Below are 19,614 nucleotides of genomic sequence, written 5' to 3' on the forward strand. Positions count from 1 at the left end.
CTCAGAACTGAGCGATGCCGCCGCGGTCGCCGGAGAGCGGCAGGGTCATCGCCAGCTCTTCCTCACCGTCATCGGACGACACGACCCGCATCGGCCGGCGCTCGGCGGTCGGGCGGAACCCGAAACCGCTGGCGAAGGCCACGGCGCGGCCGTTGTCGGTGCCGACCCAGTAGTGCAGCTGGCGCTTGCCCTTCTCGGCGGCAGTCCGCGCCCCGGCGCGCACGAGGGCCGTGGCCACGCCCGTACCCCGCGCCTCGGGCGCCACCCAGAGACCGAACAGCTGAGCCGTCTCGGGCTGGTCGTCGTCGGCGGATCCGACGCTGGCGATGCCCACGGGCTCGCCGTCGACCTCCGCGAGCAGGCGGGTCGAGCGCTCCATGCGGGCGCGCCAGAACTCCTCCGGTTCGGCGGATTCAGCCTCGTGGGAAGCGACGAAGGCGTCGGGCGACTCCTGGAGCGCGGTGAGGCGCACGGAGCGGTATCGCTCCCAGTCGTCGGCCCCCAGCGGGCGCACGGTGATCTCACTCATGCCCGCCACTCTCCCACGGCCCCCCACGCGGGCAGCAACTCGGGCAGGTGAACTCTCAGGATCGCGCCGTCAGGTCGAGCACCATCTGCTCCTCGGTCACGGCGGGGTCCCAGGGCATCGAGTTGACCTCCCCGGTGGGCCGAAAACCGATGCGGGAGTAGAAGGCCCACGCTCTGGCGTTCTCGTGGGCGACGTCGAGGACGACGCGGCGCACCCCGGCATCCGAGGCCGCCTGAAGGGCTGTTCGCACGAGCCGCTCAGCGACGTCCGTCCCTCGCACAACACTCGCGACCCACATGCCGATCAGGGTGATCTCGTCGTCCGGTTGGCCCTCGCCGCGCCACAGGCCGACGGTTCCCACGGGGCGGGCACCGTCGAAGGCCAGCCAGGTTCGGGGGGCGGTCTCGAGGAAGGCCGCCCAGTCGTCGTCGGTGCGGGCCCTTGCTTGCTCGTAGGTGCTCCAGAACGCCCGCGGGCTGTCGATGAGCGCCGCGATGCGCACGTCGCGGTAGGTCGGCAGCAGCGCAGCCGTCACCTGGTCGATGCGGATGCCGTCCCCATCCGTCGGCGAGCCGACCTCACCACCCGAGGTGGGTTGGGTGGGCGGGGTGGATGCGCCCACGGACGCTCAGTCCCCCGCGAGCTCGGCCGACCGCCGGGCAGCGGCCTCCATGGCCGTGATGAAGGCTGCGCGCACCTTGTGGTCGTCGAGCGTGCGCAGGGCGGCCGCGGTGGTTCCACCGGGCGAGGTGACCTGCTCGCGCAGCACGGTGGGGTGCTGGCCGGTCTCCTTGATCATCGTCGCCGCACCGAACAGGGTCTGCACGACCAGTTCGGTGGCGGTGGTGCGCGGCATGCCCAGCACGACACCGGCCTCGATCATCGCCTCGACGACGTAGAAGATGTAGGCGGGGCCGCTGCCGGAGATCGCGGTCACCGCGTCCTGGAGCTTCTCGGGGACGTCGACCACCTTGCCGGTGGCGGCCAGCAGGGTCTGGGCCTGCTGAAGCTGCGCGGGGCTGCAGTGCGACCCGGCGCTGACCGCCGCCATGCCCTGGTCGACCAGGGCCGGGGTGTTCGGCATGACCCTGACGACGGCGCGGCCCGCGGGCAGGCGCGACTCCAGGAACGTCGTCGTGATGCCGGCGGCCAGGCTCACGACGAGGTTGTCCTCGGCGACCTCGTCGTGGATCTCGGCCAGCAGCGCCCCCATGTCCTGCGGCTTGACGACGAGCAGCAGGGTGTCGGCCAGGGCTGCCGCCTCGGCGTTGTCGAGCACGCGCACGCCGTACTTCTCGGTGAGCTCGGCCGCCCGGTCGGCCCGGCGCTCGGTGATGACCAGCCCGTCAACCGGGTGACCTGAGCGCAGCAGGCCGGACAGCAGGGTCTCGCCCATGACACCTGCACCGAAGATCGCAACCGTTCCCATGGCAGGTGAGTATGCCGGGTCACCGCCGGGCGCGGATGCCGGGTGGCGACGTGGCGACGTGGCGCGCGCGGGCGCGCCCCGGCATCCGATCACCGGCTGCACCCACACCGACCAATAGGTCACTCGGGGGACAAGCCGCTCCGTACCCTGGGTGACCTATTGGTCGATGTCGGGCCGGGTCAGCCGTTGGTGGCGAGCGAGCGCAGGAAGAACTGGACGTTCGCCGGGCGCTCGGCCATGCGGCGCACGAGGTAGCCGTACCAGTCCTCGCCGAACGGCACGTAGACCCGCATCTGGTGCCCGCGGTCGGCGATCCGCTTCTGTTCGTTCATCCGGATGCCGAGCAGCATCTGGAACTCGTAGCTGTCGGGGGCGCGACCGTGGTGCCCGGCGAGCGCCGCCGCGATGTCGATGAGGCGCGGGTCGTGGCTCGCGACCATCGGGTAGCCGTCACCGGCCATGAGCACCTTGAGGCATCGCACGTAGGACAGGTCGACGTCGTCCCCGTCCTGGAAGGCCACGGATGCCGGCTCCTTGTACGCCCCCTTGCACAGCCGCACGCGGCTGCCCGCCGTCGCCAGGTCGCGGCAGTCGGCCTCGGTGCGGTGCAGGTAGGACTGCAGGACCGCACCGACCCACGGGAAGTCCTCGCGCAGCGCGTGCAGCGTGGCAAGGGTGCGGTCGGTCGTCGTGTGGTCCTCCATGTCGAGGGTGACCGTCGTGCCCGCGGCCTGCGCGGCCTCGCAGATCGCCCGGGCGTTCTCCAGGGCGATGGCGTCGCCGTCGGCCGGCAGCGCCTGCCCGATGGCGCTGAGCTTCACGCTGACCTCGGCGGCCCCGTATGCCGTGAGGTCGGCTTCGGCGAGCAGGTCGAGCAGGTGCACGTAGGTGTCGCGGGTGGTGGCCGCCTGCACGGCGTCGGTGGTGTCCTCGCCGAGGTAGTCGATGGTCGCCAGCCGGTTCGTGGTGCGCAGCTCACCGGCGACGCTCACGGCATCCGGCACGCTCTCGCCCGCGACGTAGCGGGCGACGACCGCGCGACTGACCGGAGCCGTCACCACCGCCTTGCGCACGAGATCGGACTCGGATATCTGGAGCATCGCTCCGCGGAGCAGGTCGCTGGGGTCCACGACGTCAGGCTAGCGCCGCCGAGCCCACCCTGGGGGATGGGTCAGGGGGTGCGGCGGCGCAGCGTCAGGCTCCCCAGCACCAGGGCCAGGGCGATCCAGCCGGTCACGACGGCCAGGCTCGGCAGCACGTCGGCGAGCGGATCGGCCAGCACCGTGACGTCCTTCATCGCGTCGACGGCGTAGGACAGCGGCAACACGTCGGAGATCCATCCGAGCACCGAGGGCAGCTGGTCACGCGGCAGCAGCAGCCCGCACAGCAGGAACTGGGGCAGCACGAAGGCCGGCATGAACTGCACGGCCTGGAACTCGGTGCGCGCGAACCCGCTCGCGAGCAGGCCCAGCGCCGTGCCGAGCAGGGCGTTGAGCAGCGCGATGACGACGAGCAGCCAGATCGGCCCCGCGATGTCCAGCCCGCACACCCAGACCGCGAACCCCGTGGCCACCAGCGCCTGGACGACGGCGACGGCCCCGAAGGCAATCGCGTACCCGAGCATGAGGTCACCCTTGGCCAGGGGCGTGGTGAGCAGCCGTTCAAGGGTGCCGGAGGTGCGTTCGCGCAGGGTGGCGATGCTCGTGACGACGAACATGACGACGAACGGGAAGACCCCGAGCAGCGCCGGCCCGATCCGGTTGAAGACCTCCCCGGGCGCGTCGACGTACATCCACGCGAGCAGCCCGAGCAGCACGCACGGGACGACGAGCATGAGAGCCAGCGTGCGGTGGTCGCGGCGCAGCTGGCGCAGTATTCGGGATGCCGTCGCGAGCGTGATGTGGGCGTTCACGCCGCGTCCTCGGGCTGGGTCGCGTCGGCTGCGCCGGCCGCGTGGGCCGCTTGGACGGCATCCGCCGCGTCGATGAGGGCGAGGAAGGCCGCCTCGGCGTCGGGCGCCCCCGTGCGTTCGAGCAACTCGGGCAACGTGCTGTCGCTGAGCACCCGGCCCTCGCGCAGCAGCACCAGGCGGTCACAGCGCACCGCCTCGTCCATGACGTGGCTCGACACGAAGAGGGTGCGACCCTCGTCGGCCAACCGATGGAAGATCGCCCACAGCTCGCGCCGCAGCACCGGGTCGAGCCCGACCGTCGGCTCGTCGAGCACGAGCACCTCGGGGTCGCCGACGAGGGTGCAGGCCAGGCTCGTCCGGGCCTGCTGGCCCCCGCTGAGGTTGTCGACGGGGGCGGTTGCGTGACTGGTGAGGTCGACGGCCGCGATGGCGCGGTCCACGGCATCCGCGGGGGCGCCCAGGACGGCCCGGAAGTAGTCGACGTTCTCGCGCACCGACAGGTCGCCGTAGACGCTGGGCGACTGCGTCACGTAGCCGACGCGGTGGCGCAGCGCGGGAGACCCGGCATCATCACCGAGCACGACGACGCGACCACCGGCCACCACCTGCACCCCGACGACGGCCCGCATCAGCGTGGACTTGCCGCCACCGCTCGGCCCGAGCAGCCCGACGACCTGCCCGCGGGGCACTCTCAGGTCGAGGTCGGGAACGACCTCGCGCGACCCCCGGACCACGCGCAGGTGCTCGACGACGATCGCATCACCGTCCGTGTTATTCATCACTTGATGAATTCTGCACCTCCCCGGCCGTCAGGACAAGCGGGTGCGATCCACCTCGCGGACGGTCAGGTGGCGAGATGGAGGCGCGCGAACGCCAACGACTCGGCGAGGTCGAGCTCGCGCTGGGCCGCAGAGGCCCGCCGCGTGCCCACCTCGACGACGACGTGGCCGCCGAACCCCGAGTCCACCAACAGCTCCAGCACCTCACCGCAGGGCTGCGTCCCCCGCCCGGGCACCAGGTGCTCGTCGCGCGGCGAGCCCACCCCGTCGGCGAGGTGCAGGTGCGCCAACCGGGGGCCGAGATCGTGAACCATCCCCACGGCATCCGAGCCCGCCGTCGCCGTGTGCGAGAGGTCGAGGGTCACGTGGTCGTACGGCTGCGGCACCGGGTCCCAGTGCGGCAGGTACGCCTCGACCTCGCGCGAGCGCGGCCCCCGCCACGGGTACATGTTCTCGACCGCGAGCCGCATGCCGGTGTCGTGCTCGCGCAGCGCCACCCCGTCGATGAACCCCGCCGCGTACTCCCGCTGCCACCGGAACGGCGGGTGCAGCACCACCGTGTCGGCACCGACCTCGGCGGCCAGCTCGATGGACCGGTCGATCTTCACCCAGGGGTCGTTGCCCCAGACCCGTTGCGTCACGAGCAGCGTCGGGGCGTGGATCGACAGGATCCGGATGCCGTGCAGCTCGGCGAGCGCTCGCAGCGCACCGGCCTCGCGGGTCAGCGGATCGGTCCAGACCATGATCTCGACGCCGTCGTAGCCGAGCCGGGCGGCCAGCTCGAAGGCGGCGGCGCACCCCTCGGGGTAGACCGACGACGTGGACAGCCCGATCAGGGGCGCCGGTACTCCCACGAGATGGGTCCCGGTGCGCGCGCCACGGCCGCGGGTCGCCACGGCTCAGCTCAGCCTGTCCAGGTGGCGCAGGATGATGCCCTCACGCAGCGCCCACGGGCAGATCTCGAGCTCGTCGAGGCCGAGCAGGTCCATGGTGGCCTCGGCGACGATGGCACCGGCGAGCAGCTGGTGTGCGCGGGATGCCGAGACGCCCGGTAGGTCGGCGCGCTCGGCAGCCGTCATGGCGGCGATCTCGGGCAGCTTCTCGGTGAGCAGCGCGCGCGGCAGCACCCGGGAGGCATACATCCCCTCGCTGCTGGGAGCGGCACCGCAGATCCGCGCCAGCGAGCGCATCGTCTTCGACGTGCCGACGGCGTGGTCGGGGGCACCGGCCTTGGCGAGCGGACGCAGCTCGGCAGCGATCGAGGCGCGCACCAGCCGCCGCGCCTCACGCACGGCATCCGCACTGGGCGGGTCGCCGGGCAGCAGGTCCCGCGTCACCCGGCCAGCGCCGAGTGGCAGCGACACCGCGACGTCGGGGTCCTCGTCCATGCCCATCGCGAGCTCGAGCGAGCCGCCGCCGATGTCGGCCACGAGCAGGGTGCCGGCCGACCAGCCGAACCAGCGGCGCGCGGCGAGGAACGTCAGGCGGGCCTCGTCGGCCCCGCTGAGCACGTCGAGCACGACGCCCGTGCGCTCCTTGACCTCGAGCAGCACCTCGTGACCGTTGGGCGCCTCCCGTATCGCGCTGGTGACGAAGCCGCTGAGGTTCTCGACGCCCTGGTGCTCGGCGACCTCGAGGCACTCCTGCACAAACGTGGCCAACCGGTCGCTGCCCTCCTTGCCGATGAGCCCGTCGTCGGTGACCTGCTCGGACAGGCGCAGGTCGATCTTGTGCTTCGTCGCCGGCAGGGGCTGGGCTCCGGGGTGCGCGTCGACCACGAGCAGGTGGACCGTGTTCGATCCGACGTCGATGACCCCGAGGCGCATGCGCCAAACGTAGTCGCTGCTCGGGAGCCGGCCCATAGGGCGGCACGGTGGGGCCGGCCACAGCCAGCAGGGTGGGCGGCTCATGGGGACGGGGCGGCGGGTGGCCCATAGGGTGGTCGCGTGCCCGAGACGCCGCTGGACATCGCCCGCACCTGGGCCGAGCTGCCCGATCCCGCGAACCCCGAGCAGCGCTTCCGGGTCGATCTCACCTGGCTGACGTCGAGCTGGACGTGCATCTTCGGCTCGGGCTGCAAGGGCATCTACGCCGATCGCCCCGACGACGGGTGCTGCACGCTGGGCGCGCACTTCACCGACGACGAGGACTTCCAGCGGGTGCGTGCCGTCGTCGCCGAGCTCGGCGAGGACGAGTGGCAGTACCACCCCGGCCGCGGCAAGCGGGGCGACAAGGACCCGTCGCGCCCCTCGGCCTGGACCGAGCTCGAGGCCGCGCCGGAGGTGGCAGAGGCGGCTGAGGGGACTGAGGGGTCCGTCGGGTCGGGCACGTCGCATGCCGCCCGCAAGACCAAGGTGGTCGACGGCGCCTGCATCATGCTCAACCGCCCCGGCTTTCCCGCCGGCGCCGGCTGCGCGCTGCACCAGCACGCGGTGCTCACCGGCCGACCGCCGCACGAGGCAAAGCCCGATGTCTGCTGGCAGCTGCCGATCCGCCGGTCGTACCGCACCGTCGAGCGCCCCGACGACACCTCCTACCTCGAGGTGACGATCGCCGAGTACGACCGCCGCGGGTGGGGGCCGGGGGGCCACGACCTCGACTGGTACTGCTCGTCGAACACCGAGGCCCACGTCGGCGCCGAGCCCGTGTACCGCAGCAACCGGGCCGAGCTCACGGCCCTCATGGGTGAGGCCGCCTACGCCGCCCTGGTGCTGCGCTGCGAGGCCCACCTCGACACGGCCAAGCGGGCCCGTTCGGCGGGGGCTCGGCAGCTGATCCCGCTGCTCGTGCACCCGGCCACGGTCGAGGCCGGCACGGTGGGTGGGCGCCGCACCAGGGTGCCCCGGCGCAGGCCGACGACGGCTGCCGCCCGAACGGCCAAGGCCGCCTCGACCACGAAGGTCGGCTCGGCCACCAGAGCGACGTCAACCACGAAGGCCAGTGCGCCCTCGAAGGCCAGTGCGAGCACCAAGGCGACCAAGTCCGTCAAGGCAGCCAAGGTCGTGCAAGCAGCGCCTGCCTCTGCGGCACCGGTGGCGAAGGGCTCTGCCAAGACCTCGGGCAAGCCTGCTGCCAAGGCCTCGGGCAAGACGTCCCCGACGTCGTGATCCGCAGCCCCAACATCTGGGACTCCCCCGACGTCTACGAAGTCGAGAACCTCGCGTCCGACCGAGCAGGGCTCATCGACCTGGCTCTCGACGCGATCCATCCCCTGGATGGTTCAGTGCTGCTCGATGTCGGTTGCGGAGCCGGCTTCCACCTCCCCCGTTTCGCCGCCCGCGGAGCCCAGGTCGTCGGGCTCGAGCCGCACATGCCGCTCGTGGAGCGGGCGCGCGCCCGACTCGCCTCCGCAGCGGACGGTGGGCCAACGGCATCCGTCATCGCTGGTGACGCCGAGCGGATGCCGTTGCGAGACAGCAGCGTTGACGTCGCCCACGCGCGCTGGGCCTACTTCTTCGGCGCGGGCTGCGAGCCGGGCCTCAGCGAACTCGCCAAGGTACTGCGCCCGGGCGGGACGGCGTTCATCGTGGACAACGACGTCACCCGGTCGACGTTCGGCGCGTGGTTCAGCCGTGCGTACCCGGCCTACGACCCGGCCGGGGTGCAGCGGTTCTGGGACCGGCAGGGGTTCACCACCGACCACCTCACGATCGAGTGGACCTTCGACACCCGCGAGGACCTCGACGCCGTCGCCCGCATCGAGCTCCCGCCGGCGGTGGCGGACGCCGTGCTGGCCACCCACGACACACTGACCGTCGACTACGCCGTGGCCCTGCGCTGGAAGCGCTTCTGAGACGACCCGCACCCGACCGGGCCACCGACCGGCGGCCACCACGAGTCGAGTGAGCGCAACATGCCGTGCGGGAAAACCGCGAGCAGCGTGTTGCGCTCACTCGACCTGTGCGCCGGCGAGCTGCCGGATGCCGGTCGCGGCGCCTTGCGGTGGCAGACTCGCCTTGTCGGGCGCGAGCCGCCCACCCAGACCTGTTCCACCCCGCGCACTGTGGTGCGCAGCCATCGATCCCCCAGCCGGAAGGCCCCCCGTGACGCGTCACCACCCCACGATCTCCATCTCCCCCGCAGCGCAGGCCACCCGATGAGCCGCCGCTCACCGCGGCGCAAGAGCAGCGGGTCGCTGCCCCAGCTGCCGCCGAACGGCCTGCGCGTCGTCCCCCTGGGCGGCCTGGGTGAGATCGGCCGCAACATGACCGTCTTCGAGCACCAGGGTCGCCTGCTCATCGTCGACTGCGGCGTTCTCTTCCCCGACGAGAACCAGCCCGGGGTCGACGTCATCCTCCCCGACTTCACCTGGATCAGGGACCGGCTCGACAAGGTCGACGCCATCGTCCTCACGCACGGTCACGAGGACCACATCGGCGGCGTGCCCTACCTGCTGCGCGAGCGCCCGGACATCCCCGTCGTCGGCTCCCGCCTGACCCTGGCGCTGCTCGAGGCCAAGCTCACCGAGCACAAGATCACCCCCCGCTCGGTCGTCGTCGCCGAGGGTGACCGCCGGCCGATGGGGCCGTTCGACCTCGAGTTCATCGCGGTCAACCACTCCATCCCCGACGGCCTCGCGGTGGCCATCCGCACCGCTGCCGGCCTGGTGCTGCACACCGGCGACTTCAAGATGGACCAGTTCCCGCTCGACGGCCGGGTCACCGACCTGCGCGCCTTCGCCCGCCTCGGCGAGGAGGGTGTCGACCTGTTCCTCGTCGACTCCACCAACGCCGAGGTCCCCGGCTTCATGATCTCCGAGGGCGAGCTGGCCCCGGCCATCGACACCGCGTTCCGCAACACCAAGGGCCGGGTCATCGTCTCGAGCTTCGCGAGCCACGTGCACCGCATCCAGCAGGTGCTCGACACCGCCCACAGCCACGGCCGCAAGGTCGCGTTCGTCGGCCGCTCGATGGTGCGCAACATGGGCATCGCCCGCGAGCTGGGCTACCTGAACATCCCCGACGGGCTCGTCGTCAAGGACCTCAAGGCCCTGGACCGGCTGCGCCCCGACCAGCAGTGCATCGTCGCCACCGGCTCGCAGGGTGAGCCGATGGCCGCGCTCGCCCGCATGGCCAACCGCGACCACCCCGTGAGCATCGCCGCGAATGACACCGTGCTCATGGCCTCCTCGCTCATCCCGGGCAACGAGAACGCCATCTACCGGGTCATCAACGAGCTGACCCGCTGGGGTGCCAACGTCGTGCACAAGGGCAACGCCAAGGTGCACGTTTCCGGGCACGCCAGTGCCGGCGAGCTCGCGTACTGCTACAACATCCTCAAGCCCACCAACGTGCTGCCCGTGCACGGCGAGTGGCGTCACCTGCAGGCCAACGCCGAGATCGCCATCCGCACCGGGGCCGAGAAGGACCGCGTCCTCATCGCCCAGGACGGCAGCGTCATCGACCTCGTCGACGGCCGCGCGAAGATCACCGGCACGGTGCCCGCGGGCCTGGTCTACGTCGACTCGATGACCGTCGGCGGCGCCACCGAGGAGACGCTGCACGTGCGGCGCACCCTCGCCGAGGAGGGGGTCGTCACGGTCGTCTGCATCGCCGACCCCGACACCGGCAAGCTCACCGAGGACCCGGACTACCTGGCGCACGGCTTCCCGCCGGACCTGGTCGACTTCTCGGGTGCGACCCCGGCCATCCAGAACGCCCTGACCAAGGCAGCCAACGACAACATCGAGGACCTCGAGCAGATCGAGGACCTCGTGCGCCGGGCCGTGTCGAACTGGGCGCACCGCACCCACCGGCGCAGCCCCCTCGTCATCCCGGTCATCGTCGACGCCTGACCGCCCCTCCTCCCCCACCCGACTTATTGCACTGCAGCCACCCGTCCGCGGGTGGCTGCAGTGCAATAAGTCGGCTTGGGGGCTAGCTCGGGTCGGGGTCGGGATCGAGGTCCAGGGCGATGTCCAGGATCGGCGAGGAGTGCGTCAGCGCCCCCACCGACAGGTAGTCCACCCCGGTCGCCGCGTACGCCGCAGCCACCTCCAGGGTCAGCCCGCCCGTGGCCTCGACCTCGACGTACTCGCCCGTGGCGCGCACGGCATCCACGGTCGTGCGCAGCAGGTCGGTCGACATGTTGTCGCACAGCAGGAACCGCGCCCCGGCAGCAACGGCCTCCAGCGCCTCAGCCGTCGTCGTCACCTCGACCTGGATGTCGACGTGGGGAAACGCAGCCCGAATGCTGTCGTACGCGGCCGTCAGCCCACCGGCGGCGAGCTTGTGGTTGTCCTTGATCATCGCGACGTCGTAGAGCCCCATGCGCTTGTTCGTGCCGCCGCCACAGCGCACGGCGTACTTCTCCAGCGCCCGGATGCCGGGGGTCGTCTTGCGCGTGTCGAGCACCATCGCGCCCGACCCGGCCAAGGCATCCGCCCACCGACGGGTGTGCGTGGCCACCCCGGACGTGCGCGAGAGCACGTTGAGGATCGTACGTTCGGAGATCAGCGTCGTGCGGGTCGACCCGCGGAGGGTGGCGAGGTGGTCACCGCGCACCACGGCATCCCCGTCGGTGACGTGCAGGTCGACCCAGACGACCCCGGTACCCAGGCGGGCGTCGACCGCCTCGACGACGAGCGAGACGACGGGCAGCCCAGCGACGACGCCGTCAGCACGGGCGACGAGGTGCGAGACCGACTCCTGCTCCTCCGGGATGGTCGCGACGGTGGTGACGTCGGTGCCGTCGCCGAGGTCTTCGTCCAGCGCCCGCTCGACGAGCAGGCGGGCGTCGTCGAGGGGGAACACGTGCTCGCTCATCGGGGGTCTCCTGCGGGGCGTTCGGTGATGACGACCTGACCGTCGGCCCGGCGCGTCGCGGTGAGGTGGGTCAGCCAGCGGGCGTCGTCGCGCTCGGGGAAGTCAGAGCGCACGTGCCCGCCGCGGGTCTCCTCGCGCAGGTGCGCGACGCGCGAGAGCACCTGTCCGAGATGCAGCAGGTTGGTCGTCTCCCAGGTGAGCGGCCCCGGTTCGGCCTCCGTGGTCGGCTGTGCCGCGAGTGCCGCGAGTGCGGCTTGGGCACCCGCGGTCGACTGACCCGAGCGCACCGGCCCCGAGCCCAGCGTCATGGCGCGCTGCACCTCGATGCGCCGCGAGGCGTCGAGCACGGCATCCTCACCGGGTGTCGAGCCGACCTCACGCTGCGGCAGGTCGCCGGAGCTGAACCGGGCCGCGATGTCGTCGGCGATGCGGTGGGCGAAGACCAGGCCCTCGAGCAGGGAGTTGGAGGCGAGCCGGTTGGCGCCGTGCACTCCGGTGCACGAGCACTCGCCGCAGGCGTAGAGCCCGTCGAGCGACGTGCGCCCGAGCAGGTCGGTCTCGACGCCACCCGAGGCATAGTGCTGCGCCGGCGCCACGGGCAGCAGGTCGACGGCGGGGTCGAACCCGAGCTCACGGCAGCGGGCGACGATCGAGGGGAACCGCTGCTCCAGGAACGAACCGCCGAGGTGTCGCGCGTCGAGCCAGACGTGGTCGACCCCCTGGTCGCGCATGACGTCGAGGATGGCGCGCGCGACCACGTCACGCGGCGCGAGGTCCTCGAGGGGATGCCGTCCGGCCATGATCCGGGCCCCGTCACCGTCGACGAGGAACGCGCCTTCCCCGCGCACGGCCTCGGAGATGAGCGGCTGCTGCCCCGTCGACCCCTCGCCGAGGAACAGCACCGTGGGGTGGAACTGGACGAACTCGAGGTCGGTCACCCGGGCCCCGGCGCGCAGGGCGGCGGCCATCCCGTCGCCGGTCGCGACCGGGGGGTTGGTCGTCGAGGCGTAGATCTGCCCGAGGCCTCCGGTGGCGAGCACGACGGCCCGGCCCGCGGCCGCGCCGACCCCGTCGACCTGGCCCTCGCCGATGACGTGCAGCGTCACCCCACACACGGCGCCGTCGGCGGCGGTGAGCAGGTCCACGACGAGGGCGTGCTCGATGACCTCGATGCCCGGGTCGTCGAGCACCCGGTGCAGGGCGGCGATGAGCGCCCGGGAGATCTCGGCACCGGTGGCGTCGCCCCCGGCGTGGGCGATGCGGTCGCGGTGGTGGCCACCCTCGCGGGTCAGCTTGATCTCACCGCCGGCGTCACGGTCGAACTCGGCCCCCAGGGCGACGAGTTCGTGCACCCGTTCGGGGCCCTCGGTGACCAGGGCCCGAACCGCCTCGACGTCGCACAGGCCGACCCCGGCGACCAACGTGTCGTCGAGGTGCTCCTGCGCGGTGTCGTCGGGGTCGAGCACGGCGGCGATCCCCCCTTGGGCCCACTGGGTGGAGCCCGCGGAGAGCACCGTCTTGGTCACGAGCAGCACCCGGTCGACCTGCTCGCGCAGCCGCAGGGCGCACGTCAGGCCGGCGATGCCGGAGCCGACCACGATGACGTCGGCGGACGCGGTCCACCCCGGTGCGGGGGCGGTGAGGCGACGGGGCAGCGTGAGGGGGGCGGACGGCATCCGGAATGCCTTTCAGACGTCCGCGCGGGCGTGCGGGACGTCGGAGAAGACGTCGAGTGCGCCCCCGCCCGGCCCGACGAGCACGGGGGTGTTGTCGATGAGGCGGGTGGTTCCGACGCGGGCGGCGACGGCGAGCAGGGCCTCGCCCCGGTACCACTCGGGCACGTCGGCGAGCGTGTGCGGGTGCACGAGCACGAGGTAGGAGACGAGGGCCAGCGGCTCCTCGACGAGCACCTCGCGGGCGGCGCGACGGATGGCGGAGGGGCCGAAGGCGGCCGCGTCGGCACCCGCGCGCAGGGCGCCGCTCAGGCAGAGCGCGACCTCCCGGTCGGACTCGGTGAGGTACATGTTGCGGCTGCTCATCGCGAGGCCGTCGGCTTCGCGGACGGTCGGCACCGAGACGACGTCGACGGGGAAGTCGAGGTCACGCACCATGCGACGGATGAGGAGCAGCTGCTGGGCGTCCTTCTGGCCGAAGTAGGCGCTGCGGGCCGCGGTGATGTGCAGGAGCTTGCCGACGACGGTGAGCACGCCGTCGAAGTGACCGGGGCGCGATGCCCCTTCGAGCACTTCGCCGAGCGGGCCGGCGGCGACGCGCACGCCGGGGTCGCCATCGGGGTAGACGACGTCGGGGGTCGGGGCGAAGACGACGTCGACCCCGGCCGCGCGGCAGATCTCCATGTCGGCGTCGAAGGTGCGCGGGTAGCGCGAGAGGTCTTCCTTCGGGCCGAACTGAAGGGGGTTGAGGAAGATCGTCACGACGACGTGGTCATGGCGTTGGCGGGCGGCCTGGATGAGGCGGGCGTGACCGTCGTGCAGGGCGCCCATCGTCATGACGACGGCGACGTCACGGCTCGACAACGCCTCGCGTGCGGCCTTGAACTCCTCGCGGGTGTGGGCGACGACGGGGGCTGCGCTCTGCTGGTCACTCACGGCTGGGTCCTGTCGGCGAGGGTTTCGAGGAGTGGTTCGGCGGATGCCGGGCGCAACCGTCCGCTGTCGAGCGCACGCAGCGCTGTTGCTCGCGCCATCGCCACGTACGTCCTCCGGATCTCGGGCGAGAGCCGGTCGAGCTCACGCAGGTGGTCCTCCACCGTACCGACGTCCCCCCGGGCGACGGGCCCGGTCAGGGCGGCATCCCCCAGGCGCAGGGCGTTGTCGAGGGCCGCACGCATGAGGGGGCCGAGGACTCGTCGCGGTTCGGGGACCCCGGCGCGGGCCAGGATCTCCATGGCCTCGCTCGTGAGGGTGACGAGGTGGTTCGCGCCGTGGGCCAGGGCCAGGTGGTAGGCCGTGCGGTCCTCCTCCAGGATCCAGACGGGGTCGCCGCCCATCTCGAGGACGAGGGCTTCGGCCATGGGACGCAGCTCGTCGGCGGCGGTGACGCCGAAGGCGCAGTCGGTGAGCCGGTCGAGGTCCATGGCGGTGCCGGTGAACGTCATCGCCGGGTGCAGGGCCAGCGGGAGGACGTGCTGCTCGCGGGCCGGCTCGAGGACGGCGACTCCATGGCGGCCACTCGTGTGCACGACGATCTGGCCGGCCTGCCAGGCGTTGGTCGCGGCGAGGCCGACGACGAGGTGTGCGAGGGCGTCGTCGGGCACGGCGAGCAGGATGAGCTCGGCGCCCTCGACGACGCTCGCGACGTCCTTGAGGGGCACGCCGGGCAGCAGGTCGGCGGCCCGGGCCCGGCTGGCGTCGGAGACGGCGTACGTGCCGGTGACCCGGTGGCCCGCCCTGGCGAGGGCTGCGCCCAACACGGAGCCGACCCGGCCCGCACCGACGACACCGACGGTGAGGCGGGCGGGGTGCTCGATGCCGTCCACGATCGAGCACGCTACCGCGTACCGTGCTGGCGTGAAGGTTGCGTGGCGGCAGGCGTGGCACGACGCGCTCTACGGCGAGGCCGGGTTCTACCGTCGCGGCGAGGGGCCAGCGGGTCACTTCACGACGTCGACCCACGGCGCTCTGGGCGTCGTGTTCGCCGGGGCCATCGCCCACCTCGCCGACCGTGAGGGTGCCACGCACGTCGTCGACATCGGCTGTGGCCGTGGCGAACTGCTGACGCACCTGCACGAAGCCCGACCCGACCTGGCTCTCACCGGGGTCGACGTCGTGAGCCGGCCCAACGGCATCCCGGATGCCGTGGCGTGGCTTCGGTCGCCGGGCGGCGGTTCGCTGCCACCCGGGCTCGACGGCCTGACCGACGTGCTCGTCGTGGCGCACGAGTGGCTCGACGTCGTGCCGTGCACCGTGGCCGAGGTGGTGGCGCCGGGGCAGTTGGCGGTCGTGGTCGCCGACCCGACGACGGGTGAGGAGGAGCCCGGCGAGGTGCCGACGGACCAGGAGATCGCGTGGTGCGCGCAGCACTGGCCGGTGGACGACCTGCCGGTTGGGGCACGGGTCGAGGTCGGGTCGACCCGGGATGCCGCGTGGAGCGACCTGGTCTCGCGGGTCCGCCGCGGGGCGGTGCTGGCCGTCGACTACGGCCACCTGCGGGCTGACCGGCCCACACATGGAACCCTCGCGGCCTACCGGGCGGGCGCGTTCGTGGCGCCGGTACCCGACGGGTCGTGCGACCTCACCGCCCACGTCGCCGTCGACTCGCTCGACCACGACGAGCTGCGCACTCAACGCGACGCCCTGCGCGCGCTCGGGGTCAAAGCCGCCCTGCCCGAGCACGAGTCGGCCCGCACCGACCCGGCCGGCTACGTCGCAGCCCTTGCCCGATCAAGCGCCGCCGCGGTCCTGACCGCCCCGAACGGCCTCGGCGCCTTCCACTGGGTGCTGCGCCGCTGCGATCCAGCAGGCACTCGCGCCGGTACGGCAGACTGACGAAGGTGACCTCGCAGACCTCGCCCGCGACCGGCATCCCCGCCCCGACTCGCGCCCTCGAGGTCGGGATGGGAGCCGGTGCCCTCGCCACCGCCGACATGGTGCTCAACATCGGCCCCCAGCACCCGGCCACCCACGGCGTGCTGCGCCTGCGCGTGGTGCTCGACGGCGAGCGCATCGTCTCGGCCGAGCCGATCATCGGCTACATGCACCGCGGCGCCGAGAAGCTGTTCGAGGTGCGCGACTACCGGCAGATCACCGTGCTCGCGAACCGGCACGACTGGCTCAGCGCGTTCAGCAGCGAGCTCGGCGTCGTGCTCGGCGTCGAGGCGATGCTCGGCATGGAGGTGCCCGAGCGCGCCGTCTGGCTGCGCACCCTGCTCGCCGAGCTCAATCGCGTTCTCTCACACCTGATGTTCCTCGGCTCCTACCCGCTCGAACTCGGCGCGATCACCCCGGTCTTCTACGCCTTCCGCGAGCGCGAAGAGCTCCAGGCGGTCATGGAGGAGGCGTCCGGCGGGCGCATGCACTACATGTTCAACCGGGTCGGCGGCCTCAAGGAGGACGTGCCCGCCGGGTGGCTCGGGCGGGTGTCGGATGCCGTGGCCGCCGTTCGTCGTCGGCTACCGGATCTGGAGTCGCTGATCGTGTCGAACGAGATCCTCGAGGCCCGAACGCGGGGCGTGGGGGTGCTCGACGTGGGAACGTGCACCGCCTACGGCGTCTCGGGGCCGATCGCCCGCGCCAGTGGGCTCGACGTCGACCTGCGCCGCGATGCCCCGTACCTGGCGTACGGCGAGCTGTTCGCACCCGACGGCCCCGGGCGGGTCGTGACGCGTACGGCCGGTGACTGCCTGGCCCGCCTGGAGGTGCTGCTCGAGCAGGTTCACGTGAGCCTGGACCTCGCGCAGGCATGCATCGACAGGCTGCACTCGCTGCCGGCCGGGCCGGTCAACCAGCGGCTGCCCAAGGTGCTCAAGGTGCCCGAGGGTGAGCGGTACACCGCGACCGAGAACCCGCTGGGGTTCAACGGCTACTACCTGGTCTCGCGCGGGGAGAAGACCCCGTGGCGGCTGAAGCTGCGCTCGGCATCGTTCAACAACGTGCAGGTGCTCTCGCAGGTGCTGCCCGGGTGCCTGGTCGCAGACATGGTCGCCGTGCTCGGGTCGATGTTCTTCGTCGTCGGGGACGTCGACAAGTAGGCCTGCCGGATGCCCTGCGGCCTTCCCGCGGAACGGGGTTGGCACCGGCTCGCAACCTCAGACACCGCTCCCGTAGCCATCCGGCCGCAACGGGGGTTCTTGTTCAGGCGGGCCAGGTGCGGCCTCGGGCGGGTTGACGGTCAGGTCCTCGTCAGGCTCCTGCTCGGCAGGAGCCTGCTTCTTCTCATTCTTTCCCATGCCCCATCCTCTCGGCTCCCACCCCGCAAGGAACAGAGTTCGCGCCAAGAAGGGTGGCAGACGCGGCCCTACGACGCGGAGGGTGCCGCGGGCGGGGAGTCTGCGTCGCCGGCATCCGGCGGGTCGATGCGGCACCAGCGTTGGGCGACCACGCCAGCGGCCGCCAGGGCCAGCGCAGCCACCACCAGCGCCGACAGCGGCAGCAGCCGACCTCGGTTGGCCACCAGTGACAGGTCGGTCGCGACGACGACGATCTGGCTGAGGTACCAGCCGGCTGCGGCCGCCCCGGTCAGCGCGGCCGCCTGCGCCAGCACGACGACGCGCGCCGCGCGCAGCGGGTCGAGCGTGCCCTTGGCCTCACCCTCGAGGTAGCGCTTCACCGGCCGGGCCAGCCACAGCACGATCCCGCCCATGGCGACGAGCAGCACCCCGGCGAGCAGCGACGGCCGGGGCACCAGGGAGCCGCCGCGCGTCAGCAGCGAGAACACCAGCACACCGATCACGCCCGTCACCGCGGCGACGAGCGCCAGGGTCTGCAGCCGGATCTCCTTGTGCGCCTTCACGACTCGTCCTCAGTCAGGCGCACCCCATGGGTGTCGACGGTGCCGACGAGATCGGCCACCGCCACCACGTCACCACCTCGGCGCAGCACCGCGGCCTGGTCGACCGCCAGCCACGGCACGAGCACGAATGCCCGCTCGTGGGCCCGGGGGTGCGGGAGGGTCAGGTGCGCTCGCTCGCTCACGACATCGGTGCCGGATGCCGGGTCGCCGTACTGCACGAGGTCGAGGTCGAGGGTGCGTGCCCCCCACCGCACCTCGCGGGTGCGATCGAAGCCCGCTTCCACGGCGTGCAGCGCCCGCAGCAACGACGCCGGCGAGAGCGTCGTGCGCCCCACGAGCACCGCGTTGGCGTAGTCGGGCTGGCCGGGCGGCCCACCGACCGGTGTGGTGTCGTAGGTCGGCGACACCCGGATGCCGGTCAGCCCCACGTCGAACTCGAGTTCGGCAACCGCTGCGGCCAGGGTGTCAGCGGGCGAGTCCTCGCCGCGCACGAGGTTGGCTCCCAGCGCGATGACGACAGGCACCGGATGCCGTTGCCGCGTCACCGACACCGTCACGTCGCCGAACGGCACGCCCACCGGCGCCTGCGGCTTGTGCACCGTCACCGTGACCTCGTCGACGGCGCTGTGCGACAACGCATCTGCGGCGATGACCTCGGCCAGTCGCTCGATGAGGTCGAAGGGCTCACCCTCGATGCGAGCCAGCGCCGCGGCGCCGATCTCGCCGTAGTTGACGGTGTCGACGAGGTCGTCACTGGCCCCGGCCGCGGCAAGGTCGACGGACAGCGCCACGTCGACGACGAACTCCTGCCCCTCGCGGCGCTCGTGCTCGAAGACCCCGTGGAACCCCCGGCCCCGCACCCCGCTGAGGACGATGCGGTCACTCATGGGTGCCTCGCAGCGCGTCGACGACGTCGAGGGTGTCGACGGTGCTGACGACGTCGTGCACCCGCACCGCCCACACGCCGAGCCGGGCCACGTGCGCCGTCGTGACCGCCGTGGCGACGTCGCGATCGAGAGGGGGCCGGACGGCATCCGAGGTGCGCCCGACGTGCCCGAGGAAGGTCTTGCGGGACGTGCCGACGAGCAGTCGGTGCCCGAGCGCCATGACCTCGTCGAGGCGGCGCAGCAGCTCCCAGTTGTGCTCGGCCTTCTTCGCGAAGCCGAAGCCCGGGTCGAGGACGATGTTCTCGGCGGCGACTCCGGCAGCGGTCAGCGCCTCGACGCGTGCCATCAGCTCGCGCGAGACGTCGGCCACGACGTCGTCGTAGACGGCGAACGACTGCATGACGGTGCTGTGCGCCCGCCAGTGCATCGCGATGAACGGCACGCCGCGCTCGGCGACCAGCGCACCCATCTCGGGGTCGGCCAGGCCACCGCTGACGTCGTTGACGACGACCGCACCGGCATCCAGCGCCGCCGCGGCAACCTCGGCCCGCATCGTGTCGACCGACACCGCGGCGACGTCCCGCAACGCCTCGATGACAGGCAGCACCCGGCGCAGCTCCTCCGCCGCGCTCGGCCGCTCGGCCCCCGGCCGGGTCGACTCACCGCCCACGTCGAGGAGGTCTGCACCGGCGGCGAGGAGGTCGCGACCGTGCGCCACGGCATCCTGCGGCGTGAACCAGGCCCCGCCGTCACTGAACGAATCGGGGGTCACGTTGACCACGCCCATGACGAGGGGGCGGCCGCCGCGAGCCTCGGGCAGCGTCGACGCCGATGGCGTCACGA

General features: G+C 72.2%; 20 protein-coding genes and 1 pseudogene. 5 read left to right on the plus strand and 16 right to left on the minus strand.

The genetic code is table 11. The features are described from left to right. Window position 1 precedes the first annotated feature (1 nt). The 8 genes from C8E84_RS08960 to C8E84_RS08995 form a co-directional block, all read right to left on the minus strand. Window positions 2-529 carry a GNAT family N-acetyltransferase gene (locus C8E84_RS08960; RefSeq protein ID WP_159901394.1) on the minus strand — a complete coding sequence of 176 codons (528 nt, stop codon included), beginning with the start codon at window positions 527-529 and terminating at the stop codon, window positions 2-4. 55 nt (window positions 530-584) lie between these two features. Next, the gene (locus C8E84_RS08965; protein ID WP_159901396.1) at window positions 585-1,151 is read right to left on the minus strand and encodes a GNAT family N-acetyltransferase; all 567 of its coding nucleotides are present in this window, start codon (window positions 1,149-1,151) and stop codon (window positions 585-587) included. A 6-nt stretch (window positions 1,152-1,157) separates the two neighbouring features. After that, window positions 1,158-1,958: a pyrroline-5-carboxylate reductase gene (gene proC / locus C8E84_RS08970; protein WP_159901398.1), complete on the minus strand. Its 801-nt coding sequence runs from the start codon at window positions 1,956-1,958 to the stop codon at window positions 1,158-1,160. A gap of 179 nt (window positions 1,959-2,137) precedes the next feature. Next, entirely contained in the window at window positions 2,138-3,088 is a 951-nt protein-coding gene (locus C8E84_RS08975) for a proline dehydrogenase family protein (RefSeq protein ID WP_246196861.1), read from the minus strand. A 41-nt stretch (window positions 3,089-3,129) separates the two neighbouring features. After that, window positions 3,130-3,870 (minus strand): ABC transporter permease, encoded by a 741-nt coding sequence (locus C8E84_RS08980; protein WP_159901400.1) that lies wholly within the window; start codon window positions 3,868-3,870, stop codon window positions 3,130-3,132. Continuing rightward, window positions 3,867-4,649 (minus strand): ABC transporter ATP-binding protein, encoded by a 783-nt coding sequence (locus tag C8E84_RS08985; RefSeq protein WP_159901402.1) that lies wholly within the window; start codon window positions 4,647-4,649, stop codon window positions 3,867-3,869. Before C8E84_RS08985 ends, C8E84_RS08980 begins: the two co-directional genes overlap by 4 nt. Window positions 4,650-4,714: 65 nt before the next feature. After that, on the minus strand, window positions 4,715-5,503 hold the full coding sequence (locus C8E84_RS08990; protein ID WP_211675734.1) for a sugar phosphate isomerase/epimerase family protein: 789 nt from the start codon (window positions 5,501-5,503) through the stop codon (window positions 4,715-4,717). Between the two features lie 45 nt (window positions 5,504-5,548). Then, the gene (locus C8E84_RS08995) at window positions 5,549-6,475 is read right to left on the minus strand and encodes a Ppx/GppA family phosphatase (protein WP_159901406.1); all 927 of its coding nucleotides are present in this window, start codon (window positions 6,473-6,475) and stop codon (window positions 5,549-5,551) included. Between the two features lie 120 nt (window positions 6,476-6,595). Between C8E84_RS08995 and C8E84_RS09000 the strand changes: the two are divergent. From C8E84_RS09000 to C8E84_RS09010, 3 genes and pseudogenes are all read left to right on the plus strand, one after another. Next, window positions 6,596-7,459, plus strand: a pseudogene (locus C8E84_RS09000) (DUF3109 family protein); the annotation flags it as partial. A 293-nt stretch (window positions 7,460-7,752) separates the two neighbouring features. After that, window positions 7,753-8,442 carry a class I SAM-dependent methyltransferase gene (locus C8E84_RS09005; RefSeq protein ID WP_159901408.1) on the plus strand — a complete coding sequence of 230 codons (690 nt, stop codon included), beginning with the start codon at window positions 7,753-7,755 and terminating at the stop codon, window positions 8,440-8,442. 303 nt (window positions 8,443-8,745) lie between these two features. After that, window positions 8,746-10,443, plus strand: coding sequence for a ribonuclease J (locus C8E84_RS09010; RefSeq protein WP_159901410.1), 1,698 nt, complete (start codon window positions 8,746-8,748; stop codon window positions 10,441-10,443). Window positions 10,444-10,525: 82 nt separating this feature from the next. On the opposite strand, the gene nadC is transcribed toward C8E84_RS09010, so the two are convergent. The 4 genes from nadC to C8E84_RS09030 are packed head-to-tail and all read right to left on the minus strand — an operon-like array spanning window position 10,526 to window position 14,903. Further along, window positions 10,526-11,413 carry a carboxylating nicotinate-nucleotide diphosphorylase gene (gene nadC / locus C8E84_RS09015; protein ID WP_159901412.1) on the minus strand — a complete coding sequence of 296 codons (888 nt, stop codon included), beginning with the start codon at window positions 11,411-11,413 and terminating at the stop codon, window positions 10,526-10,528. Next, window positions 11,410-13,089, minus strand: a complete 1,680-nt coding sequence (locus C8E84_RS09020; RefSeq protein WP_159901414.1) for an L-aspartate oxidase — start codon at window positions 13,087-13,089, stop codon at window positions 11,410-11,412. The genes nadC and C8E84_RS09020 overlap by 4 nt, the downstream gene beginning before the upstream one ends. A 12-nt stretch (window positions 13,090-13,101) precedes the next feature. Further along, a complete protein-coding gene (gene panC / locus C8E84_RS09025; RefSeq protein ID WP_211675455.1) occupies window positions 13,102-14,022 on the minus strand; it encodes a pantoate--beta-alanine ligase in 921 nt (306 codons plus the stop codon). Beyond that, on the minus strand, window positions 14,019-14,903 hold the full coding sequence (locus C8E84_RS09030; protein WP_159904663.1) for a Rossmann-like and DUF2520 domain-containing protein: 885 nt from the start codon (window positions 14,901-14,903) through the stop codon (window positions 14,019-14,021). Before C8E84_RS09030 ends, panC begins: the two co-directional genes overlap by 4 nt. Window positions 14,904-14,943: 40 nt before the next feature. Between C8E84_RS09030 and C8E84_RS09035 the strand changes: the two genes are divergently transcribed. Both C8E84_RS09035 and C8E84_RS09040 read left to right on the plus strand, forming a co-directional pair. Continuing rightward, entirely contained in the window at window positions 14,944-15,921 is a 978-nt protein-coding gene (locus C8E84_RS09035; RefSeq protein WP_246196862.1) for an SAM-dependent methyltransferase, read from the plus strand. A gap of 68 nt (window positions 15,922-15,989) precedes the next feature. Next, window positions 15,990-17,123, plus strand: coding sequence for an NADH-quinone oxidoreductase subunit D (locus tag C8E84_RS09040; protein WP_159904665.1), 1,134 nt, complete (start codon window positions 15,990-15,992; stop codon window positions 17,121-17,123). A 57-nt stretch (window positions 17,124-17,180) separates the two neighbouring features. On the opposite strand, the gene C8E84_RS09045 is transcribed toward C8E84_RS09040, so the two are convergent. The 4 genes from C8E84_RS09045 to folP form a co-directional block, all read right to left on the minus strand. Beyond that, window positions 17,181-17,321: a hypothetical protein gene (locus tag C8E84_RS09045; protein ID WP_159901418.1), complete on the minus strand. Its 141-nt coding sequence runs from the start codon at window positions 17,319-17,321 to the stop codon at window positions 17,181-17,183. 68 nt (window positions 17,322-17,389) lie between these two features. Beyond that, on the minus strand, window positions 17,390-17,884 hold the full coding sequence (locus C8E84_RS09050; RefSeq protein WP_159901420.1) for a DUF3180 domain-containing protein: 495 nt from the start codon (window positions 17,882-17,884) through the stop codon (window positions 17,390-17,392). Next, the gene (gene folK / locus C8E84_RS09055; protein WP_159901422.1) at window positions 17,881-18,771 is read right to left on the minus strand and encodes a 2-amino-4-hydroxy-6-hydroxymethyldihydropteridine diphosphokinase; all 891 of its coding nucleotides are present in this window, start codon (window positions 18,769-18,771) and stop codon (window positions 17,881-17,883) included. Before folK ends, C8E84_RS09050 begins: the two co-directional genes overlap by 4 nt. Next, window positions 18,764-19,612, minus strand: coding sequence for a dihydropteroate synthase (gene folP / locus C8E84_RS09060; protein ID WP_425495951.1), 849 nt, complete (start codon window positions 19,610-19,612; stop codon window positions 18,764-18,766). The genes folK and folP overlap by 8 nt, the downstream gene beginning before the upstream one ends. Between the last annotated feature and the right edge of the window lie 2 nt (window positions 19,613-19,614).

It is taken from the genome of Ornithinibacter aureus (assembly GCF_009858245.1).
GTDB lineage: Bacteria > Actinomycetota > Actinomycetes > Actinomycetales > Dermatophilaceae > Fodinibacter > Fodinibacter aureus.

What these genes read in the sequence shown, in the direction of transcription:
- C8E84_RS08985 (WP_159901402.1), bottom strand. Translation starts at nt 4,649, where the DNA reads ATGAATAACACGGACGGTGATGCGATCGTCGTCGAGCACCTGCGCGTG.
- C8E84_RS08995 (WP_159901406.1), bottom strand. Translation starts at nt 6,475, where the DNA reads ATGCGCCTCGGGGTCATCGACGTCGGATCGAACACGGTCCACCTGCTC.
- C8E84_RS09040 (WP_159904665.1), top strand. Translation starts at nt 15,990, where the DNA reads ATGGGAGCCGGTGCCCTCGCCACCGCCGACATGGTGCTCAACATCGGC.
- folK (WP_159901422.1), bottom strand. Translation starts at nt 18,771, where the DNA reads ATGAGTGACCGCATCGTCCTCAGCGGGGTGCGGGGCCGGGGGTTCCAC.
- proC (WP_159901398.1), bottom strand. Translation starts at nt 1,958, where the DNA reads ATGGGAACGGTTGCGATCTTCGGTGCAGGTGTCATGGGCGAGACCCTG.
- C8E84_RS08960 (WP_159901394.1), bottom strand. Translation starts at nt 529, where the DNA reads ATGAGTGAGATCACCGTGCGCCCGCTGGGGGCCGACGACTGGGAGCGA.
- nadC (WP_159901412.1), bottom strand. Translation starts at nt 11,413, where the DNA reads ATGAGCGAGCACGTGTTCCCCCTCGACGACGCCCGCCTGCTCGTCGAG.
- C8E84_RS09020 (WP_159901414.1), bottom strand. Translation starts at nt 13,089, where the DNA reads ATGCCGTCCGCCCCCCTCACGCTGCCCCGTCGCCTCACCGCCCCCGCA.
- C8E84_RS09010 (WP_159901410.1), top strand. Translation starts at nt 8,746, where the DNA reads ATGAGCCGCCGCTCACCGCGGCGCAAGAGCAGCGGGTCGCTGCCCCAG.
- C8E84_RS09045 (WP_159901418.1), bottom strand. Translation starts at nt 17,321, where the DNA reads ATGGGAAAGAATGAGAAGAAGCAGGCTCCTGCCGAGCAGGAGCCTGAC.